This window comes from Streptomyces sp. NBC_00247, assembly GCF_036188265.1.
Taxonomy (GTDB): Bacteria; Actinomycetota; Actinomycetes; order Streptomycetales; family Streptomycetaceae; genus Streptomyces.
Genome location: NZ_CP108093.1, coordinates 2710316 through 2730788, shown reverse-complemented (window position 1 = coordinate 2730788; position 20473 = coordinate 2710316). Strand labels below are relative to the sequence as shown.

The window sequence follows — 20473 nt, the reverse complement described above, 5'->3', positions numbered from 1 at the left end:
GGGGGTACCGATCCGGTACCCCCCGTCCCTCTTCTGTCCGCTTGGTACGTGTTAGCGTCCCGGATCAGACCGAACAGACGAACAGACGAACAGACCGAGCAGCCGGAAGGCCGGACAGGCCGAGCAGCCGGACAGGCGGACAGCCCGAAGGGCCGGGCGAGCCGGGCGGGGCGGCGGGCGGGCGCGGGGCGCGTCCCGCAGGACGCGCGGTCGCCGGGGACGCACCTGGCCGGCGGATGACGGGGAGAGCCGTAGTGACCACCGCGGAGCCGAGACCCGGCCGCGAGGCGGACAGCGAGAGAGACCGGAAGCCGGGGGAGACCGACAGCCCCGGGACCGGTGGCCCGACGGGTCCCGCGGAGCTCGTCACGTCGGCGCAACCCGTGGCGCCGGCGGACCTCGTCGTGGCGCGGGACCTCGTCGTGCCGGCCGATCCCGCAGGACGGGCTGGTCCCGTAGGACCGGCGGACCTCCTGCCGGCCCAGCGCGCCCCGGACGCGACGGACCCGGAACCCGGGTCGCGCGCGGACGCCTCGGACGCCGCCGGCCGAAGGGACGGCGCGGACCACGCGGGCCGTGGTCACCACACCGACCGGGAGCACCCGGAGGCCGCCCCGGGCACGCTGCTGGGCCGGCTGACGCGTCACCCCGTCACGATCGCGACGGCCGCCGCGGCCGTCACCCACGTCCTCTGGTTCTTCTTCTTCGCCAACAGCGGCGGAGACATCGCGGCGCAGGACGCCTGGGCCGAGTTCGTCGGCCAGCACCCCGGTACCGCGTACAACCTCGCCTGGTACGGGGGCATGCACCCCGTCTCGTACAGCGTGGTTTCGCCCTACCTGATGTCCCTCATCGGCGTCCGCTCGACGATGATGCTCGCGGGCACCGTCTCCGCCGGGCTGACCGCGATGATCCTGGTGCGGGTCAAGGCCGTGCGGAACCCGCTCGTCTGCTCGCTCGCCGGAGTCTTCGCGTACCTGTGCAACGCGCTGTCGGGGCGGGTGACGTTCGGGCTCGGCATGATGTTCGCGGTCGGGGCCGTCGCCGCCGTCTTCTGCTGGCCGTACCGCTGGCGGTACCGGCGCTGGGCGAAGGCGGCCGTCGCCGCCCCGCTCGCCGGGCTCGCCACCGCCTCCAGCCCGGTCGCCGGGCTCTTCCTGGGCGTGGTGGCCGCCGCGCTCTTCCTGCACAAGCGACGCCCCGGCGCGTACGCCATCGGGCTGCCGCCGGTGGCGGTGGTCGGGCTGTCCTCGTGGCTGTTCCCGTTCTCCGGCACCCAGCCGATGTCGGTGGGGACGCTGTCGCTGCCGTTCGTCTTCGCGGTGTTCGTGTTCGTGCTCGTCCCCCGCGACTGGAAGACGGTCCGCACGGCGTCCGCCGTCTACGGCCTGGGCACACTCGCCACGTACTTCGTGGACTCCCAGATCGGCTCCAACATCACGCGCATGGCGATGCTCTTCGCCGGTGTCGTGCTGCTGGCCGCGCTGCCGTTCACCGCGCCGCGCACCCGTCGCTGGTACGCCCTGGTGATCGCCGTCGCCGGCCTCAACTTCTGGATCGGCTTCAAGAGCGTCGCCGACATCGTCCGTACCGCGCCCACCGCTTCGTGGGCGCGTGAGCTGGCGCCGCTGGTCAACGAGCTCCAGGTCGTCGACGCGACCAGGGGCCGGATCGAGGTCGTCCCCGCGAGCAGCCACCGTGAGGCCTCGGCGCTGGCGCCGTACGTCAACCTCGCCCGGGGCTGGAACCGCCAGGCCGACATGAAGCGCAACCCGCTCTTCTACGACGACACCCTCGACGCGACCAACTACCGCGAGTGGCTCGACCGCTGGGCCGTCCACTACGTCGTGCTGCCCAAGGGCGACCCGGACAGCGGGGCGGCCCAGGAAGCCGCTCTGGTCGGCGCGGGCCTGCCGTACCTGAAACCGATCTGGGCCGACGCCAACTGGAAGCTGTACCGGGTCGAGGACCCGACGCCGCTCGCCGACCCGCCCGCCACCGTCCTGAACTTCGAGGCCGACGAGATCACGATCCGGGTCCCGGAGGCGGGCCGTGTCCTCATCCGGGTGCCCTACACCCGCTGGCTCTCCCTCGTGGACGAGGACGGCGACGGCCTGGACCGTCCCCAGGAGACGGCGGAGTCCAAGGAACGCACCAAGGAGGACGGCGATGCTCCGAAGACCTTCGACAACGTCAACGGGTGCCTCCTCCAGGTCGACGAGGAGACGCACGGGGACCAGTGGACCGAACTGGTCGCGCCGAAGGCGGGCGTCTACAAGCTGGCCGCGCCGTACCGCTTCAGCCCCGGCACCCCTTGCCCGGAAGAACTGCGCTGACCCGCGGAACGCCTCGTCGAGGTCGCGCCCGGCCGTCGTCGCGTCGCACGCTTCGGCCTGAGGGCTGTCCGGGTCCGGCCTCCCCGTCGGCCGCGCGGACCCCGTCGGGTCCCCCGTTGCCGTCCGGCGGGGAGCCCCGGCGTGACGGGTGGGACCCACAGCGCACCTGATGCCCCGTCAGTGCTTGCCGTGCCTGCGGGCGGTCGCGCGCAATTCGTTTGACATCCAGGGGCGGAATGGCGGACTTTCGGCCGGGACCACCGCATGCGCAACAGGGCCGGGGAGATACGGCTGCGGCGGCACCGCCCGGCGAGGCGCGGTCGGCCCCCGCTCCGGACGGGCCGGGGGTCTGCTCCCACGGAGACCTCCAGCCCGGCAACTTCCTCATCGAGGAAGGCCGGTTGGCCGCCGTCATCGACTTCGGCTGGCACGGGTCTCGCCGATCCGGCGCTCGACCCGATGGCGACCTGGCGGCGGGCACGCGGCTGGACGCTCTCCGTCGCGCTCCCCGAACTCGCCCACCACCGGGTGTCGAACCCGGGGATGGCGGCCAACGCCCGCCGCGTGATGGGTGAGTTGCTGGCGGAGCGGGCGGTGTAGCGGGCCCGGCGCGATCCGGGCGAGAGGCCCTGCGCCGCAAGGAGGGGCCCGCGACCGCGTGGAGACCGCCGCCCGGGCGTGGCGCAACCGATCGACGGGGACGGCGGGGTGAGGGGCGCCACCGCGGCGGTCATCCCCGCACGTGCAGCCCGAAACCCGTGCGGCCCGGCGACTCCAGGCCCTCCTTCAACTGCAGCGAGGGGATCTCGTAGTCACCGAAGTTCTGCCGCCGGAACGCGACCGGTTCGGTCGACTCCAGGGCGAGCAGGCGCTGTTCCCAGGCCTTGGCCACGTCCCGGTACTCCTCGGCGGTCATCCGGTCGGTGCCGTACAGCACGAACGGCGGCAGCACGTCGATGCCCGGGTAGTAGAGGATGCCGTGCTGGATCGGGAACAGCAGATCGTCGACGGGGCCGTTGATCCCCCGCGCGGAGTAGTGCGATTCCGGGCCGCCCGCGGTCACCGACAGCAGCGCCCGCTTGCCCGCCAGGGTGCCCTCACCGAAGCGCTCACCGTACTTCGTCTCGTCGTGCACGCCGACGCCGTACGCGAAGCGGTACGTGAACACCCGGTCCACCCAGCCCTTGAGGATCGCGGGCATCGTGTACCACCACAGCGGGAACTGGAAGATGATCGTGTCGGCCCACAACAGCTTCTCCTGCTCGGCGAGGACGTCCGGGGTGAGCGTCCCCGCCTCGAAAGCCCGGCCCGAGTCCGAAGCGACCTTCAGCGGACTGGAGGCTTGGGGGCCGTAGTCCGCGGCGTCCACGACCGCCTTCCAGTTCATCGCGTACAGATCGCTCACCCGCACCTCGTGCCCGGCACCCTCCAGGGTCGACACCGCGAGGTCCTTCAGCGAGCCGTTGAGCGAGTTCGGCTCCGGGTGGGCGTGGACGATCAGCGTCTTCATGGGAACTCCTTGGGGTCGGACGCCTTCGATCGGATGCTTCCGACCGGCTGCCTCCGATCCTGGACGCCGCGGCGCCCGGTGTTCAGGGGCGCCCGCTCCGTCGGACCGGACTTCCTGGTATCGGCAGGGCCACCCTCGCGCACGCCGTCGAAGCCATACTGGGGCGCATGGACGATCTCGCGGGTTTTCTGAGGACCCGGCGTTCCCGGGTCGATCCGGTCGCCTCCGGTATCCCCAACGACAGCCGCCGCCGGGTCGAGGGGCTGCGCCGCGAAGAGGTCGCGCACCTGTCCGGCGTCAGCGTCGACTACTACGTACGCCTGGAGCAGGGCCGCGCCACCCGGCCATCCGGGCAGGTTCTCGACGCGCTCGCCCGTGTCCTCGGCCTCGACGAGACCGAACGCGACCATCTCTGCCGGCTCGCCCAGCAGCGCCGCCCCCGCGCGAAGGCGCCGGGCGGGCGGGTCCGGCCGGAGCTGCTGCGCGTCCTCGACCTGGTCACCGACGCACCCGCGCTGATCATGAACCACCGCCTGGACGTGCTCGCCGGCAACCGCCTCGCCGGCCTCCTCTTCGGCCGGGAGATTCCTGGGCTCAACACCGCCCGGCACATCTTCCTGGAGGAGGCGGAGCGCGGCCTGTACGCGGACTGGGACGGCTGCACCGTCGACGTGGTCGGGCACCTGCGCCTGGCCGCCGGAGAATACCCCGACGATCCCCGACTGGCTTCCCTCATCGGCGAGTTGTCGATGGGCAGCGAACGCTTCCGCCGCCTCTGGGCCCGCGCGGAAGTGTCCGCCCGCACCCACGGGCGCAAGGCGTACCGGCACCCGCTGGTCGGACTGCTGGAACTCCACCAGGAGAACTTCGCACTGCCGGGCGACTCGGGAATGGAACTGCTGGTGCTGTCCGCCGCCGCCGGCAGCGCCGCCCAGGACGCGCTGCGCCTCCTCGCGGGCCTGGGCGAGGACGGCGCGGGCGCGCGTCCCCACCAGGAACACCCAGGTCGGCGTGTGCCCCACCTCTGATCGTACGGACCCGCGTTCACCGCTCACCGCAGGGCGATGACCGGTCGGGCGAACGCCGAGAGAACGCGCGACCACTCGCGTCCGGAACGACGACGAAGGGCCGGTCCGGGGCTCGTGCCCCGGACCGGCCCTCAGCCGGAATCCGTGTTCTCGAAACTGTGCCCCCGGCAGGATTCGAACCTGCGACACCCACTTTAGGAGAGTGGTGCTCTATCCCCTGAGCTACGAAGGCGGGACGGATCGGCGACCGACCCGGCAGGGTCTGCTCGCCGCGGCCAGTGTAGCGGGTACCGCAGGGGGTGTGCGGGGGACGCGGGTGGGGGCGTTCCCCCGGCCCCGGGGGAACGCCCCGGGGTCGCCCGCCCCGGTGGGGCGTGGGGCGGGCGGCTGCCACGGAACGGTCGGGTCAGTTGGCCGGGGCCGGGGTGACGATGGGGGTGCCCAGGGCGCCGGCCGCCTTGCCGGGGTAGACGTAGACGCCCCGGTTGTTGTTGATCGCGATGATGTCGGTCCTGCCGTCGCCGTTGAAGTCAGCGCCGGAGACCAGGCGCATGCCCTGCCAGCCCTGGCCGGTCTGGGTGGCGCCGTTGAAAGTGCCGTCTCCCTTACCCGTGTACAGGTACAGGGCGCCGCTGTCGTGGATCGCGTACGCGTCGGCCTTGCCGTCGCCGGTGAAGTCGCCCGCGACGACGGCGCGCATGTTGGCCCAGCCGGTGCTGGCCTCCGTCGCCGCGGCGAAGGTGGTGCCCTGGCCGGCGTAGAAGTAGAGGTTGCCGTTGCCGCTCACCCCGACCACGTCCCCCTTCTTGTCGCCGTTGAAGTCCGCGGCGGCCATCAGGCCGATGGTGTTCCAGCCGCCTCGCGGGACGGAGGAGCCGGTGACACCGTTGGCGCCGTTGCCGGGGTAGAGGTAGAGGTTGCCGTTGACGTTGGCCGCGAGGATGTCGGCCTTGCCGTCGCCGGTGTAGTCCGCGACGGCCAGCATGCGCATGCCCGACCACTTGCCGGGGGAGACCTTGACGCGTCGGCCGAACGCACCGGTGCCGTCGCCGGGCTGCACGTAGAGGTAGTTGTCGGCCGCGTCGACCGTCAGCAGGTCCGCCTTGCCGTCGGAGTTGAAGTCGGCGGCCGCCATCAGCAGCGCCCACGGCCGGGCCAGGGTCGTGGCGACCCAGTCGGCGATGTCGTCCGTGCGCACGGCGACGGCGCCGTTACGGGTCTCGGTCACGCCCAGGCAGCCTCCCTGCCAGGAGCGCGAGCCGATGCCCACGAGTTCGGGGACCCCGTCCACCTCGCGGACGAGCGGCCCGCCCGCGTCACCCTTGCAGAGGGAGTCGTCCGCCGTGCTGCCGGTGATGCCGACCGCGGAGCCGTCGACCGAATCCACGGTGAACGAGGCGGTGTGGAGCGAGTCCTGTACCCACTCCGTCTTGGTCCGGCCGAATCCCGCGGCCGTCAGGCTGTCACCCGCGGCGGCGGGCGTGTCCGCGAAGGCGACCGTGGGGACATCGGTCACGGGTTCGGCGAGGCGTGCCATCACCAGGTCCCGATCGGCGTGCGGCACCAGCTCCATGATCTCGCTGACGTGCCCTCCCGTGCCGGACAGATCGGTACGTCCGACGGTGGCGACGCTCTTGAGCTCGGGCAGTCCGGCCGCGGGCGGTTCGGGGTTCGTGAGGTCGTCGGCGAAGCAACTGGCCGCGGTGAGGACCCATTGCGCCGCGACGAGCGCACCGGAACAGGCGCGGGCGGTCTCGCCTTCGCCGATGGCTATCTTCACCGTGTAGCCGTACGCCCCTTCCGCCGCGGGGGCGCCGCTCACGGCGCCCGCGGAGGGACCGGAGAGAGCTCCGACTGAGAGCGCTGCGGTGAGCAGCGCGCCGGTCCACGCGGTACGTGAACGCTTTTGAGGCATATCTGTTCCCAACGGGTCTTGGTGTGATCAGTGAACAGGTCCGTTTATTCGCCGAATTGATCCGGACCGGGGGTGACTCGGTGTATCCAGACTCTTGTCGGTCCGACGGGGATGAGGACCCCGGCCCGGTCGTCGCCGGCGGCCCGGCGTGCGCCCTCGCCCGCTTTGACGAGGCGGGCCTCGCGGCGGCCGGCCTTGAGGCGGGTTGAGCCTGCTGCTCCTCCGGGCCTCGTCGTCATCGCGCCTCCGGGCATGCTGTTGGATCATCGGGCGCCACACCATACCCAGGAGAATCAGGACCCCGCGAGGATGCTCAACCCCTCGAAACAGGGCGACATGACGTCAAGTCAGCGTTTCGCCCCGGGGTTCGTCCGGGGTCGGGTGCGGCGATCGAGGGTGACTCGTCCCACCTGGCGAGGATCGTCCGGCAGCACGTCCGGCAGCACGTCCGGAGGGGCGCCGGATGCGGGGACGCCCGGCGACGCCCGCCTCCGCCGCCGGCGCGGGGGAGCTGTCGCCGGGAACGCTGTCGTCGAACGCCGTCATCCCAGCGTCGCTTCGCACTCCTCGCAGCGCCGGATCGCCTGCCGGTCCGTGTTCCCCTCGGTCGCGGTCGCCGGGCAGCTGCTGCTGAGCCGGTCCCAGAGCCCGGCCGGCGGCGCGGGGATCCAGCCCCAGCGCGGGGCGGTCACGACTTCCTCGGTCAGATGGGCGCAGGCGCCGGGGAGGTGCGCGTACCGCCTCGGGGAGATGAGGATCGTGTCGGCGGGGAACGTACGCCATTCCTGCCGGGGCGAGGCGAGGGGGCGCGCCTTCGGCGTCGAGTCGTCGGGTGGGCACGAACAGCCCAGTCCGATGACCAACTCGCATCGTTCGCAACACTTCTGTCGCACGTTCACACTCCCGCCTAGTGCCGGCGCCCGCGCCCAGGACGAGCGGTTCGTCGCATTCCGGAAACCCTGTCGAGTGGGAGAACGCCCGCACGCCGGGGCGGTCACGGTGCGTTGCTCCTCCGGGGTGGGCGGGATGCGCCGACGGGTGGTGTCCCGCCGTCCCGTCCCGGAGGAATCAGTCGCCGGTGCCCTCCCTGAGGGGGACCGGTGTTTCAGGACAGCGAGCGCACCGTCGTCGCGAAAACGCCGTGGATACCACCCGCTGCCAGTCCGGCTCCGATCAGTCGCTGGAATGCGAAGGAGGAGAAGAACCCGCGGTCTTCACGTCCGCCGAGACTCTCGTGAAATCCGCCCGGAAGGCCGTGGAGGTTCATCGCGACGCACAAGCCGACACAGAGAAGAACGACGGCGAGGGGCAACGTGACCCAGGCGGGCGCAGGATCCCTCGCGGCGGACGCAGAGATCATTCCGGCTTTTATGGTGCCGGCCTCCGCTTGTCGTGCTCCTGGACCCCTGGACGCAAGCCCTGCGGGATACCGACTGGACGATGACCTCGTGGCTGGTCAGGGGCGGTCGCGCCCGTCCGTGGGGCGACGGTGCCGGCGCTGACCCCGTGCCCGGTCCGGGCCGGCTCCCGGGCGGGGGCGCGTGTCGGCTTCACCGTCCACCGTAGCGGCGACGTCGGAGCTCCGCGCTCGTCCGGTCCGACCGGTGTCGGCAAGTCCGGCCGCAGGCCAGGGGCGAGACCTACGGCCCGCTCGCGTACTCCGCCCGGCCCGGCGGCCGGGAGCGCCACGTCACCAGAGGGGCCGCAGGGGTGGGAGCGCGTCCGGTGCCAGGGTGCGTACGAGGGCCGCCAGTTCGGCGCGGGGCACGCGCAGGCCCGACGCGTGCAACCGGTCGGACAGCTGTGCCTCCAGGTCGTGCAGTACGTGCCCGGCCGCGGCGAGGTGCTCCCGCGCCTTCGCGGTCAGGACGACGAGTCTGCGCCGCCCGCCCGCCGGGTGCGGGTGGCGTTCGACATAGCCCCGCTTCTCCAGGTCGTCCACGATCTGACCGGCCGCCTGTTTGGTCACCCCGAGCCGGTCGGCGAGTTCGCTGCTCGTGGCGCCGGAGGCACGCAGCACCTGGAAGACCATGCCGTGGACCGGGCGCAGATCGGTGTGCCCGGCGGCCTCCAGACGGCGCACGAACTCGGCCAGGACCAGCTGGAAGGACATGCCGAGCAGGAAGGTGAGCTCGGTCGACTCCAGGGGGTCGGACAGGTGTGTCGGATGTTCCGGGTTCTCCACCGGTCCATCTTGACACACCTGTGTAAAGCCTCTTTACTCGCATCGACGACCAATGAGTAAAGCAACTTTATACAGCCACTTCATACAGGGGGCCCTGCATGTACGTGATCAGCGAAAGTGAGCGGCGGACGACCGTCTCGCCGGTGGGGACGATGTCCGCCCTGGCCGGGCCGAGCCAGGGAAGTACCGAACTGAGTACCTGGCGGACGGAGTTCGTCGCCGGCGCCACCGGGCCGGTGCACGCCATCGACCGCGAGCAGGTGTGGATGCCCGTGTCGGGAGTGCTCCGGGTGGAGGCGGACGGCGTGACCGAGCGGGTGGAAGCCGGGCAGGCGCTCGTCCTCCCCGCCGGTGTGATGCGCCGACTCGGCGCTCCCGAGGGCCCGATGGTGGCGTTGGTCGCCATGGCGGCCGGAGGGAAGGCGATGCGGCCGGGGGACGACAGCTTGATTCCACTGCCTTGGGCCGAGTGACCGCGTCCGCTCGCGAGCGGCGCCCCGCACCCGTACGTACGGAACGCCCGGCCGCAGACCTCCCGGCCGGGCGTTCCGTACGCGTGTCTACCGCCGGCCGGCCGCGCCCGCGTCCGCCGCGTCCGTGTGCGGCGCCGCGCTCCGGGCACGTGCCGCCTCCTCCGTCAGGCTCGACAGCAGGCTCAGCGCCGCGTCGGAGGGGGAGCCCTCGGGGGCGGTGTAGAGCAGCATCCGATGACCGGTGTTGTCGGCGAGGTGGAGGTTCTCGAAGTCCAGCGTCATCGGGCCGACCAGCGGGTGGTGCAGTGCCTTCGTCCCGACGGTGCAGTCCCGCACCGGGTGCTTGGACCACAGGCCCTCGAAGTCGGGGCTCTGCAGCATGAGCGAACCGATGAGCTCCGCGAGCGCGCCGTCCTGGGGGTTGCGGCCCGCGACCAGGCGCATCGCGGCCAGGGCCACCCGCGCCTCCTTCTGCCAGTCGGTGTACAGCTCGCGGGTGTGCGGGTCGAGAAACAGCATCCGGGTGAGGTTGGGGCGGTTCGCCGGGGTGTCCGGGCCCGTCACGTCCAGGTGGCCGGCCAGCAGGGCGTGGCCCAGCGCGTTCCAGGCCAGGACGTCGTTGCGCCCGTCCAGCACCACGGCGGGCACCTGCGGCATCGAGTCGATCAGCCGCCGGGTGGTGGCGCGTACGAACTCCGGGCGGCGCGGCGCGGCACGCTTCGCCTTCGGCGGGCGGGCCAGGTCGCGCAGATGGGCGTGCTCGTCCGGGGTGAGGCGCAGGGCGCGGGCCAGGGCGTCGAGGACGCTGTCCGAGGCGTTGGCGCTCTGCCCCTGCTCCAGATGCGTGTAGTAGGTGATGCTCACCCCGGCCAGCAGGGCGAGCTCCTCGCGCCGCAGCCCCGGAACCCGCCTGCGGGTGCCGTGGTTCGGCAGTCCGACGTCCTCCGGCCGGAGCCGCGCGCGGCGGTTGCGGAGGAAGTCGCCCAGAGCCGTGGGAGTGTCCATGCGTCCCAGTGTGCCGGTCCGGCGGTCGCGGCGGGGCCTCGAAGGTGGCCCTGCCAGTGATACCTTCCGCGTCGCCAGCAAGAGCAGTGGGCTGGGTAACTCCCTTGCGCCGTACCAGAGTCACCTCCGGGGACGACCGAACCGGTGGTCCGTGACGGAGGGATGTGCGTGATGGCTGTTGCCGAAGAGGTACGGGTGGGGGAGGCTCCGGTCCGTCTGGACGGACGGCTGCGCCTCGTCCTGGTGGTGTTGCTGGTCGCACAGTTCATGCTGGCGGTGGACTTCTCGATCCTGAACGTGGCGTTGCCGGTGATCGGCGACGGGCTGGGCTTCTCGCTGTCGGGTCTCCAGTGGATCGCGACCTCGTTCGCACTGGCCGCAGCCGGGTTCACCCTGCTGTTCGGGCGGGTCGCCGACCTGTTCGGCCGGCGGCGGCTGTTCCTGGTGGGCCTGGCCGTGCTGGGGCTGTCCTCCCTGGTGGGCGGACTGGCCCAGAGCCCCGAAATGCTCATCGTGGCACGGGTGTTCCAGGGGCTGGCGACGGCCGCGGTGACACCGGCGGGGCTCTCGCTGCTGACGACCTCGTTCCCCGAGGGACCGCTGCGGCAGAAGGCGCTCGGCCTGAACGGTGCGTTGATGTCGGCGGGGTTCACGACCGGCGCGATCCTGGGCGGGGTGCTGACCGACCTCCTGTCGTGGCGCTGGTCGTTCTTCATCAACGTGCCCGTCGCGATCGCGGTGCTGGTGATCGCCCCGACGGTGATCAAGGAGTCCCGCCCGGCGGTCCGCCCGAAGCTGGACGTGCCGGGCGCGGTGTCGGTGACGCTGGGCCTGCTGGCGCTGGTGTTCGGTCTGACACAGGCCGGGGAGCACGGCTGGGGCTCGGGTGCCGCACTCGGCTGGCTGGCCTCGGGCGTGGCGCTGCTGCTGGTGTTCTACGCGGTGGAGTCCAGGGCGTCGAGCCCGCTGGTGCCGGTGTCGGTGCTGAAGAAGCGGACGGTGGCCTGGGGGAACGTGGCCGGCGTCATCGCGTTCCTCACGGAGACGAGCCTGGTCTTCCTGATGACGCTGTACCTCCAGGAGGTTCTCGGGTTCTCGCCGCTGACGGCCGGGCTCTCGTTCGGTGTGCTGGGGGTCGGCACCGTGGTGGGCGGATCGATCGCACCCCGGGTGATCGGTACGACCTCGACCCGGTCGACGCTGCTGATCGGCGGAGCGCTCCAGGCGGTGGCGACGCTCTCCCTGGTGGGCCTGGGCGAGACCAGTTCGAGCATGTGGCTGCTGCTGGCGGCGACCTTCGCCGGCGGCGTGGGGAACATGCTGGTGATCGTCGGCTTCATGGTCACGGCCACCACCGGCCTCGCGGACCACGAGCAGGGCATGGCGACCGGCCTGGCGACGATGACCCAGCAGATCGGCATCACGATGGGCACGCCGGTCATGTCGGCCATCGCCGCGGCGAACACCGACATCCACGACGGGATCACGACCGCGGTGATCGTGAACACGGCGGTGGTGGTCCTCGGAATCCTGACCTCCTTCCTCTTCCTGCGGACCCGGAAGCCCGCCGTGGAAGGCCGGTCCAGCTGAGCCGCGAGCGCCGGCGGGCGGCACCCCGGTATCCGGTGCCGCCCGCCGGTCCGCTGCCCGCCGGTCCGCTGCCCGCCGGTCCGCCGCCCGCCGGTCAACCCGCCCGCCGATCCCTGTCCGTTCACCGGAGGAAGGAACCCCTGATGACCACACCCCTGGTACCCCTTGGCGTCACCGCCCCCGGACCGGCAGCGGTGCACGGCGGCGAGATACGGATCCCCTCCCCGGCAGGCCCCCTGGCCGCCCGTACCTTCCTTCCCGACGCCTCGCCTCTGGGGTGGCTGGTCTGGGCCCACGGTGGGAGCTGGCGGGGCGGGAGCTCGGCCGAGTGGTACGGGGCGACGGCCGATCTCGCCGCGACCTCCGGTTTCGCGGTGGTCAGCGTCGACTACCGGCTGGCCCCCGGAGCCCGGCACCCGCAGATGGTCGAGGACGTCTTCGCCGCGCTCGTCTGGGCCCACGGGCGCGACCGGGCCGGCCGTGTCCGGCCCGTCGTGGCCGTGGGCGGGGACAGTGCGGGCGGGACCCTGGCGGCCTCGGCCGCCCTCGTCTGCCGGGACCGCGGTCTGCCCCTGGCGGCCCAGGTGCTCGCGTACCCGCCGCTCGACCCCGGCTGCACCGCCGACTCGTACCGCCGCTTTCCCGGCGCCTTCCCCGTCGCGGGCCACCTGCGGGCGGCCTGGCGTGCCTACCGGGAGCCCGACCGCCCGCGCGCCGCGGACGGCACCCGCCTCCACAGCACCCCCTTCGAGGCGGACGACCTCGCCGGGGTCGCGCCGGCGGTCCTGGCCACCGGGGACGTCGACCCCGTCCGCGACGACCTGCAGCGGTACGCGCTGCTCCTGCGGGAGGCCGGAGTCGAGCACGTACTGCGGCGGTTCCCGGGGACCGGTCACGGCGCCTTCCTCCAGTCCGGCCACGACCCGGCCGCATCGCTGCGCGGCTGGCTCGGCCCGGCCCTCCGCCGGCTGACCGCCCCGGAGCACGGCGACCGGACGGACCGGACCGGCTGAACCCGCCCGCCCGCCCCCGCCGAACGCCCGCCCTTCCCCCCGTACCCCCGAAGACCAGCAGAGGAGTCACCATGACCGCCCCCGATCCGTCTCCCGACGCCCCCACCACCGCCCCCGCCGATCTCACCGCGTTGCTGCGGCACTTCGCCGATCTGCGCGACGGGCGTCACGGCGACGCGGTGTCCCGGCAGGCCAAGGAGCGTCACTTCAGGTCGGCCGTCGAACTCCTCGACCCTCATGCGCACCGGGCACTGGACGATCTCAACGCCGAACTGCTGCTCGGTCAGGGGCAGGTGGAGGTGACGGGGGTGCGACGCGTGGCCGATGGCGGTCTGTTCGCCGCGTGGAAGCTCTCGTGGGAGGAGCAACGGGTGTCCGGTGTCGCCCCGGTGACGCTGTACGCCCACTACGGCAGGACCTTCCACCACCCGCACCTGCGCGGCGCCACCGTCGGCGAGTGGCCGCTGAACGTCTTCGACGACGCCCAGGCCGCCCGGGAACTGCCCACGCTGCGGGCCATCGCCGCCGCCGACCTGCACAACCTGGTCTTCGAAAGGGACTTCAGGATCGTCCCCGCGACCGCCCGGTCAGCCCGCCGCGATGCCCGGGATGCTCACCAGCAGCACGGTCAGGGCGGCGAGTGCCGCCGAGACGGCCTCGCCCACCGCTCCTGACGCGCCGGTCCTGGCAGCCAGTTCGCCCATGCGTTCCTTCACCACGGCGAGGTCGGCGTCCGGCAGCGCGCGGGCGTGCAGTCCCGCGTGGTGCAGCAGAGTGATCAGCTGCGCCGTCTCCGGACCGGCCGTCGCCCCGTCGAGCACCACCCCGGCGAGTTCGCTCCGCAGGTCCCGGGGCACCGAAGCGTCGGTCACCGGGTAGCGGTACGAGCCGAAGGCGCCGAGGATCTTGCGGCCCTCCCGGCGGACCACGCCCTTGACCTGGAGGCCTTCGTACGCGGTGGTGACCGCCTGGTCGCGCACCGCCAGCAGCCAGGCCTGCGGCCGGGCGCCGGGGTGTTCGCGCACCTGGGCCGCCACCGCGGCGGCGAGCGGCTCCCCTGGTGCCGGGCCGCCGGTGGCGACGAGCTCGCCCTCGTGCGCCACCACCGCTCCGCACCGTACGAGTTGGAGCAGTGGAGCCGCAGCGACCGCCGCGCCCACCCGTAGGGGGTCGTGCGGTGCGCCGTCCCGTTGATCCAGTCCGAGCAGTGCGATCCGCTCGCCGACGGTCAGTCCCGTGTCCATCGGACCTCTCTTCCCTCGTTGCCCGCGACGTGTCCCCGACTCTCCCTCATCACGCCCCGCCCGCACACCCGGTTCCCCCGGGGGGCGTCGCGGGACCGCGTATGGGTTCCGTCAGGGGAGAGCGTGTGGTGAACCCGTGAGCAGCGGTTGCGCCGCCGTGCAGGCGCCCCTGATCGCCTACTCGCCGGTTTCGCGCGTAGTCAGCTGCCCCGGGGGGCACAGTGGGCAGGCTCGCCGAACAGCGCATCCGGCCCTCCAGGACGAGCAGCGCGAGATCCTGTCCACCAGCCACTCCCTGGTACGCCAAGTCCTGTACTGGCAAGGGCAGGAAAGTGTGCACGAGGAGGTCGAGACCCTGGAGGGGGCAGGGCTGCTCTACGAACGGGTCGGCGAGCCGGCCTACTTCGCCCGCCGGGAGCTCTTGGTGATGCATCCGTCGTCGACGCTGACACCCGAATGCGCCGCCATGGCCCGTGAGTCAGATCTGAGATGTCTGCGACGTGGCGTCACCGTACGGGCGCTGGTGCATCGCTCGGCCCTGCGGGACCCCGTCTCGGCGGAGCACTTCCGGGAAGTGATCGAGCACGGAGCCCAGTTGCGGGTGCTGGGCGGGCCGTTCGAGCGGGTGCTGATCTTCGACCGGAGCACCGCGCTGGTGCAGTCGGTCCCCGACGCGCCGGACCAGCGCGCGGTGCTGATCCGCCAAGAGGGGCTGGTCCAGCCCCTGAGGTCGTTCTTCGACCGGTCCTGGGACCACGCGGCGGACGTGGCAGCGCTGTTGGGCGGTGGTGCGGAGCGGGACCGGCTGGAGGAGTTCCAGCTGAAGGTGCTCCAGATCATGGCCCGTACCGACAAGGACGAGGCGTGTTTCCCGGTTCGTTTTGCCGCTGATCAGAGGCCCCGAGAAGGGCCTCCGGCGCGGTCGCCGCCGGTCCGCTCGGCGGGGTCCGGGTGCCGGGGAGCGGACCGAGGGCCGGACCGGGGTCCGGGGTGGACCCGCGACGGACGGATGGGGAGGGGCGCTGGTGCCACGAGAGCGGTGTCCGCCCGTCGCGGGCGGCCCGGAGATCCCCTCGCGGGCACCCCTGAGATCCCGTCGTGGGCAAGCCCGAGATCCCGTCGTGGGCAAGCCCGAGATCCGGTCGCGGGACAACCCTTAGATTGATCGCCGACAGGCACTCACCCAGGGAGGGCGCGCATGTCGGAGGAAGTCGGTCCGGGCAGCGGGGAACAGGCCAAGCAACTGGCCCTGTCCCGACTCCGGCAGGCGATTCTGCGGGGCGAGATGGCGCCGGCCCAGCGGCTGGTGGAGAACGAACTCGCCGAGCGGTTCGGTGTGACACGGGCCAGCATCCGTGCGGCGTTGATCGACCTTGCCGCGGAGGGGCTGGTGGAGCGCATCCGTAACCGCGGGTCCCGGGTGCGCGTGGTGAGCGTCGATGAGGCGGTGGCCATCACCGAGTGCCGCATGGCGCTCGAAGGGCTGTGCGCGGCCAAGGCGGCGGTCCTGGCCACCGCCGCGCAGCGCGAGGAGCTGACCGGGCTGGGCGAGGCGATGGCCAGAGCGGTGGCTGGGGGCGATCCCCTCGCCTACTCCGAGCTGAACCATCAACTGCACACCCGTGTCCGGGAGGTCTCGGGGCAACGGACCGCCATGGAGCTCCTGGAACGCCTCAACGGGCAACTGGTGCGCCATCAGTTCCAGTTGGCCCTGAAGCCCGGTCGTCCCCAGCAGTCCTTGAGTGAACACCTGGCCATGATCGAGGCGATCGTGGCCGGGGAGCCGCAGGCGGCCGAGCGGGCCGTCCGCGCCCATCTCGGCAGTGTGATCGACGTGTTGCGCGACTGACCCGGGTGCCCGGCGGGAGGTCGGGGCGGGGCGCCCCGGCGGCCGAGTGGGCCCGGGGGTCCGGGGGTGGTCCCGGCCGCCGCCTTCGCCTGGAATCAGCCCCGGCCCGGTCGCCGCGCCCGGTGACCGGCTCCGGTCAGGAACGCGTGATCCGGACCCGGTAGTCACCCTCGTCGTCCTCGCCGAGCACCGACACCCGGATCCCGTTGGCCCGGTCGGTGAAGGTCTCGCCGGGCTGGAACGGCGCGTCGGAGAGCTCGGCGTGCACGTTGGGCCGACGGGTGCAGCCGCCACTGTCACCGGCGCTGTCCGCGACGGAGACCGGCCCCTGGCCCGTCTCCACGTCCGAGTCGACCTGGTAGATCAGCACCCCCGGGCGGCAGACGGCCTCGTCGTTCCCGGCTGCGGTGCGTACCTCGAGGACGTACCCGGAGTCCTCGCTCAGCGGTACGACCGCGAGCTTGGTGCCCCCCTCGGTTTCCAGCGGCTCAAGGGTGTGCTCGGTGCTGCCGGACTCCGAGGCGCAGGCGATCTGCCCGTTGTCGAGCCAGCCCAGCTTCCACTTGTGCCAGCCGAGGAAGTCGTTGTTGGCGCCCCAGTCCTCGGACATGATGTCCCAGTGCCCGACCGAGCCACCGCCCTCCGCGGTGTAGAGGTCGGGGAGGCCGAAGACGTGGCCGTTCTCGTGGGGGAGCACCCGGTAGCCGGTCCGGGCGTAGGAGCCCGAGCCGTCGTCCTGGCGGCTGTAGACGAACGAGGTGTTGGCCAGCGGTACGCCGTCGGCCCGCGGTGCCTCCTCGTTGTCGGGGAAGGTCACGGAGAGCACGGTGTCGAGGGCCGAGGGGCCCGCGTTCGGCGTGACCAGCACGTTGACCAGGTCGTACGCGGAGAAGTCCACCGTTGCGTCGGCGGCCTTGACGATGTCCGACACCAGCTGCCGGTAGCCCGGTTCGTACGGCGAGCCGCGCTCTATGCCGTACTCGGCGAACGGCATCGGCATCCGCAGCCAGCCCTTCACCGGCGCTTCGGGCACATAGACCAGCCGGCCGTACGAACTGCGGCGGAACCAGTCCGAGGTCTGCGGGAAGAACTCCGCCATCCGGTCCGCGGCGGTCCCGCTGCCCTGCGCGTCCGGGAAGTCGATCATGAGGTTCAGGGCCCGTACCGTCCCGGTGGAGCGGGCGTATCCCGGCGGCGTCGGCATGCCTTCCGACATCTGTACGCCCAGGGCGGCGGATATCCGGCACGGGCCGAGCGCGGACCCGTGACCGAGGGAGACCGGGCCGGCCGAGACCTGGTGCGCGTCGGGGAGCGTGGTGCTCGCGGAGGCCAGAGCGGCGATGACCAGCGCGGTCGCGCCCGCGAGGGCGAGCGGGCGGCGACAGCTGCGTATCCCTCGGCGAGGGTGCTGCATGGGGCGCGCCTCCGGGGTACACGGCAGCCGGCCGACCCGGACTGCGCTCTGGCGTCAGCCTCTGTCCGCTCGCCCCGGCCCGCTCGTTGGGTAAGCCGATCGGAGGGTTTTACGAACGGGCGGTTCTGTGACGGGGGTCACTTGTCCGGGTGAAATAACCGGGGACCCTTTCCCCGTTTGAACGTGTGTCCCCGCGAAGTGGGGACGTGGTCCCCGGTTCACCCGGGAGGCCGCCCGCACTCGTACACCGGAGAAGGTCCACGCCGTGGAGACCGTCGCTCGAACCGCACCGGAATGCCGGCGCCGTGCGTCCCGTCCGCGGGCCGACGCGCTGCGCAACCGCGAACGGATCGTCACGGCCGCCCGGGAGATGTTCGTCGAACTCGGGCCGGACGTGCCCCTCGACGACGTCGCCCGGAGGGCCGGCGTCGGCAACGCCACGCTCTACCGGAACTTCCCCGACCGGGCCGCGCTGACCCACGAGGTCGTCCTCGCGGTCATGTCCCGGACCGCCGACCGGGCCGAAGAGGCCATGGCCGAGGAGAGCGACCCGTTCGACGCGCTCAGCCGCTTCGTGCACGCGGCCGCCGACGAACGGGTCGGGGCCCTGTGCCCCCTGCTCTCCGGGACGTTCGACAAAGCCCACCCCGAACTGCTCGCCGAGCGCCTGCACCTCGAAGGGGCCGTCGAGGATCTCGTGCGGCGGGCCATGGCCTCCGGGCTGCTGCGTACCGACATCGCGGTCGGTGACCTCATGATCGCCCTGTCCCAGCTCACCCGGCCCCTTCCCGGCATCGCCTGCCTGGAGATCGACCAGTTCGCCCACCGCCATCTGCAGCTCTTCCTCGACGGATTGCGGACCCCGGTCCGCTCCGAACTGCCCGGCTCCGCGGCGACCTTGGAGGACCTGCGGCGGCGCTGATGCCACACGCACCCCCTCGACCGCCCGGCCGGACCCGTTGATGTCCGACTTTTTCCCGCTTCCCGACTTTTTCCCCTGTTTCCCTCCGTTCTTTCCCGTATCTTCTTCCGCTTCCCACGGGACCGGCAGCGTCGCCGGTGACCGGGGCCGGGCCGCACGGCCCGCGCGCCCGGGGAGCGCGCCCGCTCGCGCGGCGCCGCTCCCGCCCGTGCCCCGCCCGCCGCACCGGGCGTCCGACCGCCCGCCCCCGCGTCCCGTGGAGCCCGTCCCGACAGCCGTTCCGAAACGATTCGTCTCTTCTCTTCGCCCGTGTACGGGTGCGCTCGCGCACGTCCGTCACGTCCCACGCGTGCCTCGCACGAACCCTTCGGGACCGACGTCCCGCCGGTCCCGCGCATGTCCTTAGGTGGCTATTCCCATGTCAGAAACCCTGTCGAAGAACGCCGGAGTGCCGGCTTCCGACCCCGGGCGCTGGAAGGCACTCGCCTTCATCGCCCTCGCCCAGCTGATGGTCGTGCTCGACGCGACCATCGTGAACATCGCGCTGCCCAAGGCCCAGGTGGACCTCGGCATCTCCGACGCCAACAAGCAGTGGGTCATCACGGCCTACGCCCTCGCCTTCGGCGGGCTGCTGCTCTTCGGCGGCCGGATCTCCGACCTCTTCGGCCGCAAGCGCACCTTCACCATCGGTCTGATCGGCTTCGCGCTGGCCTCCGCGCTCGGCGGTGCTGCCACCAATCAGGCACTGCTGTTCGGCTCCCGCGCCCTCCAGGGCGTCTTCGGCGCCCTGCTCGCGCCCGCGGCCCTCTCACTGCTCGCCGTGACGTTCACCGACGCCAAGGAGCGCGCCAAGGCGTTCGGCATCTTCGGTGCCATCGCCGGTGGTGGCGGCGCGGTCGGTCTGCTCCTCGGTGGCTTCCTCACCGACTCGCTCAACTGGCGCTGGACCTTCTTCGTCAACATCCCGTTCGCGATCGTCGCGGCGGTCGGTGCGTACCTCTACATCCGTGAGCCCGCCGGTACGCGCAACCGTTCCTCGCTCGACATCCCGGGCGTGCTGCTCTCCACCCTCGGCCTGGTCTCGCTGGTCTACGGCTTCACCCGCGCCGAGTCGGCCGGCTGGTCGGACGCGCTGACCGTCGGTTCGTTCGTCGCGGCCGTCGTGCTGCTCGGCGCCTTCATCCTGGTCGAGTCGCGCGTCACGTCCCCGCTGCTGCCTCTCCGGGTGCTCGCCGACCGCAACCGCGGCGGCATCTACCTCTCGCTGGGCCTCGCCGTCATCGGCATGTTCGGCCTCTTCCTCTTCCTCACCTACTACCTCCAAGTGGTCAAGGGGTACAGCTCGCTCTCGACCGGCTTCGCCTTCCTGCCGATGGTCGCGGGCATGATCACGGGCTCCACGCAGATCGGCGCCCGCCTGATGACGCGCGTTCCGCCGCGCCTGCTGATGGGGCCGGGCTTCCTGCTCGCCGCGATCGGCATGCTGCTGCTGACCCGCCTGGAGATCGACTCCTCGTACGCCGGTGTCATCCTGCCGGGCATGGTCCTGCTCGGCCTCGGCATGGGCACCGCCTTCATGCCGGCCATGTCCATGGCCACCCACGGCATCGAGCCGCGTGACGCGGGCGTCGCCTCCGCGATGGTCAACACCTCGCAGCAGGTCGGCGGCGCCATCGGCACCGCGCTGCTGAACACCATCGCCGCCAGCGCCACCACCGCGTTCATCACCGACCACGCGGCGACCGCCACCGACCCGAAGCTGCTCCAGCTCCAGGCCATGGTGGACGGCTTCGCCAGCGCCATCTGGTGGGCGGTCGGCATCCTCGTGGTCGCTTCGGCCATCGCCTTCACCCTGATCAACGCCGGCAAGCCCAGCATGGGCCCGGTGAGCCAGGGCGGTGGCACGCGTGACGCCGAGGAGGACGAGTTCAAGATCCCGGTGATCGCGCACTGATCAGCCGATCGCGCCCGGTTCCACTGCCCCGGTCC

18 protein-coding genes, 1 tRNA gene and 1 pseudogene are annotated in these 20473 nt (G+C 72.0%); 12 read left to right on the top strand and 8 right to left on the bottom strand.

Features of this window, described 5'->3' with window-relative positions; all coding sequences use genetic code 11:
- Nucleotides 1–254: 254 nt before the first annotated feature.
- The 3 genes and pseudogenes from OHT52_RS11385 to OHT52_RS11375 all read left to right on the top strand — a co-directional run bounded on the left by OHT52_RS11385 (nucleotide 255) and on the right by OHT52_RS11375 (nucleotide 2936).
- The gene (locus OHT52_RS11385) at nucleotides 255–2336 is read left to right on the top strand and encodes an MFS transporter (RefSeq protein WP_328720026.1); all 2082 of its coding nucleotides are present in this window, start codon (nucleotides 255–257) and stop codon (nucleotides 2334–2336) included.
- Between the two features lie 236 nt (nucleotides 2337–2572).
- Nucleotides 2573–2713, top strand: a pseudogene (locus tag OHT52_RS11380) (hypothetical protein); the annotation flags it as partial.
- An 82-nt stretch (nucleotides 2714–2795) separates the two neighbouring features.
- On the top strand, nucleotides 2796–2936 hold the full coding sequence (locus tag OHT52_RS11375) for a hypothetical protein (RefSeq protein WP_328723997.1): 141 nt from the start codon (nucleotides 2796–2798) through the stop codon (nucleotides 2934–2936).
- Nucleotides 2937–3066: 130 nt separating this feature from the next.
- On the opposite strand, the gene OHT52_RS11370 is transcribed toward OHT52_RS11375, so the two are convergent.
- The gene (locus OHT52_RS11370; RefSeq protein ID WP_328720025.1) at nucleotides 3067–3846 is read right to left on the bottom strand and encodes an NAD(P)H-dependent oxidoreductase; all 780 of its coding nucleotides are present in this window, start codon (nucleotides 3844–3846) and stop codon (nucleotides 3067–3069) included.
- A 167-nt stretch (nucleotides 3847–4013) separates the two neighbouring features.
- On the opposite strand from OHT52_RS11370, the gene OHT52_RS11365 reads away from it, so the two are divergent.
- Complete coding sequence (locus OHT52_RS11365; protein ID WP_328720024.1) at nucleotides 4014–4874, top strand: helix-turn-helix transcriptional regulator; 861 nt, start codon at nucleotides 4014–4016, stop codon at nucleotides 4872–4874.
- Nucleotides 4875–5033: 159 nt separating this feature from the next.
- Here OHT52_RS11365 and OHT52_RS11360 read toward each other — a convergent pair.
- From OHT52_RS11360 to OHT52_RS11340, 4 genes are all read right to left on the bottom strand, one after another.
- Nucleotides 5034–5106 (bottom strand) — tRNA-Arg (locus OHT52_RS11360).
- Nucleotides 5107–5280: 174 nt separating this feature from the next.
- Complete coding sequence (locus OHT52_RS11355; protein ID WP_328720023.1) at nucleotides 5281–6789, bottom strand: FG-GAP-like repeat-containing protein; 1509 nt, start codon at nucleotides 6787–6789, stop codon at nucleotides 5281–5283.
- Between the two features lie 542 nt (nucleotides 6790–7331).
- Complete coding sequence (locus tag OHT52_RS11350; RefSeq protein WP_328720022.1) at nucleotides 7332–7682, bottom strand: hypothetical protein; 351 nt, start codon at nucleotides 7680–7682, stop codon at nucleotides 7332–7334.
- Nucleotides 7683–8479: 797 nt separating this feature from the next.
- Nucleotides 8480–8902 (bottom strand): MarR family winged helix-turn-helix transcriptional regulator, encoded by a 423-nt coding sequence (locus OHT52_RS11340; RefSeq protein ID WP_328723696.1) that lies wholly within the window; start codon nucleotides 8900–8902, stop codon nucleotides 8480–8482.
- Between the two features lie 170 nt (nucleotides 8903–9072).
- On the opposite strand from OHT52_RS11340, the gene OHT52_RS11335 reads away from it, so the two are divergent.
- Nucleotides 9073–9447 carry a cupin domain-containing protein gene (locus OHT52_RS11335; RefSeq protein ID WP_328720021.1) on the top strand — a complete coding sequence of 125 codons (375 nt, stop codon included), beginning with the start codon at nucleotides 9073–9075 and terminating at the stop codon, nucleotides 9445–9447.
- 87 nt (nucleotides 9448–9534) lie between these two features.
- Here OHT52_RS11335 and OHT52_RS11330 read toward each other — a convergent pair whose 3' ends face one another.
- Nucleotides 9535–10452, bottom strand: a complete 918-nt coding sequence (locus OHT52_RS11330; RefSeq protein ID WP_328720020.1) for a helix-turn-helix domain-containing protein — start codon at nucleotides 10450–10452, stop codon at nucleotides 9535–9537.
- Nucleotides 10453–10623: 171 nt separating this feature from the next.
- Between OHT52_RS11330 and OHT52_RS11325 the strand changes: the two genes are divergently transcribed.
- The 3 genes from OHT52_RS11325 to OHT52_RS11315 all read left to right on the top strand — a co-directional run bounded on the left by OHT52_RS11325 (nucleotide 10624) and on the right by OHT52_RS11315 (nucleotide 13729).
- Complete coding sequence (locus tag OHT52_RS11325) at nucleotides 10624–12042, top strand: MFS transporter (protein ID WP_328720019.1); 1419 nt, start codon at nucleotides 10624–10626, stop codon at nucleotides 12040–12042.
- Nucleotides 12043–12185: 143 nt separating this feature from the next.
- The gene (locus OHT52_RS11320; protein WP_328720018.1) at nucleotides 12186–13055 is read left to right on the top strand and encodes an alpha/beta hydrolase; all 870 of its coding nucleotides are present in this window, start codon (nucleotides 12186–12188) and stop codon (nucleotides 13053–13055) included.
- 71 nt (nucleotides 13056–13126) lie between these two features.
- Nucleotides 13127–13729, top strand: a complete 603-nt coding sequence (locus OHT52_RS11315) for a hypothetical protein (protein WP_328720017.1) — start codon at nucleotides 13127–13129, stop codon at nucleotides 13727–13729.
- Here the strand turns inward: OHT52_RS11315 and OHT52_RS11310 are convergent.
- Nucleotides 13643–14299, bottom strand: a complete 657-nt coding sequence (locus OHT52_RS11310) for a GOLPH3/VPS74 family protein (protein WP_328720016.1) — start codon at nucleotides 14297–14299, stop codon at nucleotides 13643–13645. The genes OHT52_RS11315 and OHT52_RS11310 overlap by 87 nt on opposite strands.
- Nucleotides 14300–14435: 136 nt before the next feature.
- Between OHT52_RS11310 and OHT52_RS11305 the strand changes: the two genes are divergently transcribed.
- Together OHT52_RS11305 and OHT52_RS11300 are read left to right on the top strand one after the other, a co-directional pair.
- A complete protein-coding gene (locus tag OHT52_RS11305; protein ID WP_328720015.1) occupies nucleotides 14436–15464 on the top strand; it encodes a hypothetical protein in 1029 nt (342 codons plus the stop codon).
- A gap of 33 nt (nucleotides 15465–15497) precedes the next feature.
- The gene (locus tag OHT52_RS11300) at nucleotides 15498–16148 is read left to right on the top strand and encodes a GntR family transcriptional regulator (RefSeq protein WP_328720014.1); all 651 of its coding nucleotides are present in this window, start codon (nucleotides 15498–15500) and stop codon (nucleotides 16146–16148) included.
- Between the two features lie 136 nt (nucleotides 16149–16284).
- On the opposite strand, the gene OHT52_RS11295 is transcribed toward OHT52_RS11300, so the two are convergent.
- Nucleotides 16285–17562 carry a M6 family metalloprotease domain-containing protein gene (locus OHT52_RS11295; RefSeq protein ID WP_328720013.1) on the bottom strand — a complete coding sequence of 426 codons (1278 nt, stop codon included), beginning with the start codon at nucleotides 17560–17562 and terminating at the stop codon, nucleotides 16285–16287.
- 265 nt (nucleotides 17563–17827) lie between these two features.
- Here OHT52_RS11295 and OHT52_RS11290 point away from each other — a divergent pair, with 265 nt between their 5' ends.
- Nucleotides 17828–18484 carry a TetR/AcrR family transcriptional regulator gene (locus tag OHT52_RS11290; RefSeq protein WP_328720012.1) on the top strand — a complete coding sequence of 219 codons (657 nt, stop codon included), beginning with the start codon at nucleotides 17828–17830 and terminating at the stop codon, nucleotides 18482–18484.
- 418 nt (nucleotides 18485–18902) lie between these two features.
- Nucleotides 18903–20438: an MFS transporter gene (locus tag OHT52_RS11285; RefSeq protein WP_328720011.1), complete on the top strand. Its 1536-nt coding sequence runs from the start codon at nucleotides 18903–18905 to the stop codon at nucleotides 20436–20438.
- Nucleotides 20439–20473 lie beyond the last annotated feature (35 nt).

What these genes read in the sequence shown, in the direction of transcription:
- OHT52_RS11310 (WP_328720016.1), bottom strand. Translation starts at nt 14,299, where the DNA reads ATGGACACGGGACTGACCGTCGGCGAGCGGATCGCACTGCTCGGACTG.
- OHT52_RS11285 (WP_328720011.1), top strand. Translation starts at nt 18,903, where the DNA reads ATGTCAGAAACCCTGTCGAAGAACGCCGGAGTGCCGGCTTCCGACCCC.
- OHT52_RS11335 (WP_328720021.1), top strand. Translation starts at nt 9,073, where the DNA reads ATGTACGTGATCAGCGAAAGTGAGCGGCGGACGACCGTCTCGCCGGTG.
- OHT52_RS11320 (WP_328720018.1), top strand. Translation starts at nt 12,186, where the DNA reads ATGACCACACCCCTGGTACCCCTTGGCGTCACCGCCCCCGGACCGGCA.
- OHT52_RS11300 (WP_328720014.1), top strand. Translation starts at nt 15,498, where the DNA reads ATGTCGGAGGAAGTCGGTCCGGGCAGCGGGGAACAGGCCAAGCAACTG.
- OHT52_RS11315 (WP_328720017.1), top strand. Translation starts at nt 13,127, where the DNA reads ATGACCGCCCCCGATCCGTCTCCCGACGCCCCCACCACCGCCCCCGCC.
- OHT52_RS11340 (WP_328723696.1), bottom strand. Translation starts at nt 8,902, where the DNA reads ATGTCCTTCCAGCTGGTCCTGGCCGAGTTCGTGCGCCGTCTGGAGGCC.
- OHT52_RS11355 (WP_328720023.1), bottom strand. Translation starts at nt 6,789, where the DNA reads ATGCCTCAAAAGCGTTCACGTACCGCGTGGACCGGCGCGCTGCTCACC.
- OHT52_RS11375 (WP_328723997.1), top strand. Translation starts at nt 2,796, where the DNA reads ATGGCGACCTGGCGGCGGGCACGCGGCTGGACGCTCTCCGTCGCGCTC.
- OHT52_RS11330 (WP_328720020.1), bottom strand. Translation starts at nt 10,452, where the DNA reads ATGGACACTCCCACGGCTCTGGGCGACTTCCTCCGCAACCGCCGCGCG.
- OHT52_RS11370 (WP_328720025.1), bottom strand. Translation starts at nt 3,846, where the DNA reads ATGAAGACGCTGATCGTCCACGCCCACCCGGAGCCGAACTCGCTCAAC.
- OHT52_RS11295 (WP_328720013.1), bottom strand. Translation starts at nt 17,562, where the DNA reads ATGCAGCACCCTCGCCGAGGGATACGCAGCTGTCGCCGCCCGCTCGCC.
- OHT52_RS11365 (WP_328720024.1), top strand. Translation starts at nt 4,014, where the DNA reads ATGGACGATCTCGCGGGTTTTCTGAGGACCCGGCGTTCCCGGGTCGAT.
- OHT52_RS11325 (WP_328720019.1), top strand. Translation starts at nt 10,624, where the DNA reads ATGGCTGTTGCCGAAGAGGTACGGGTGGGGGAGGCTCCGGTCCGTCTG.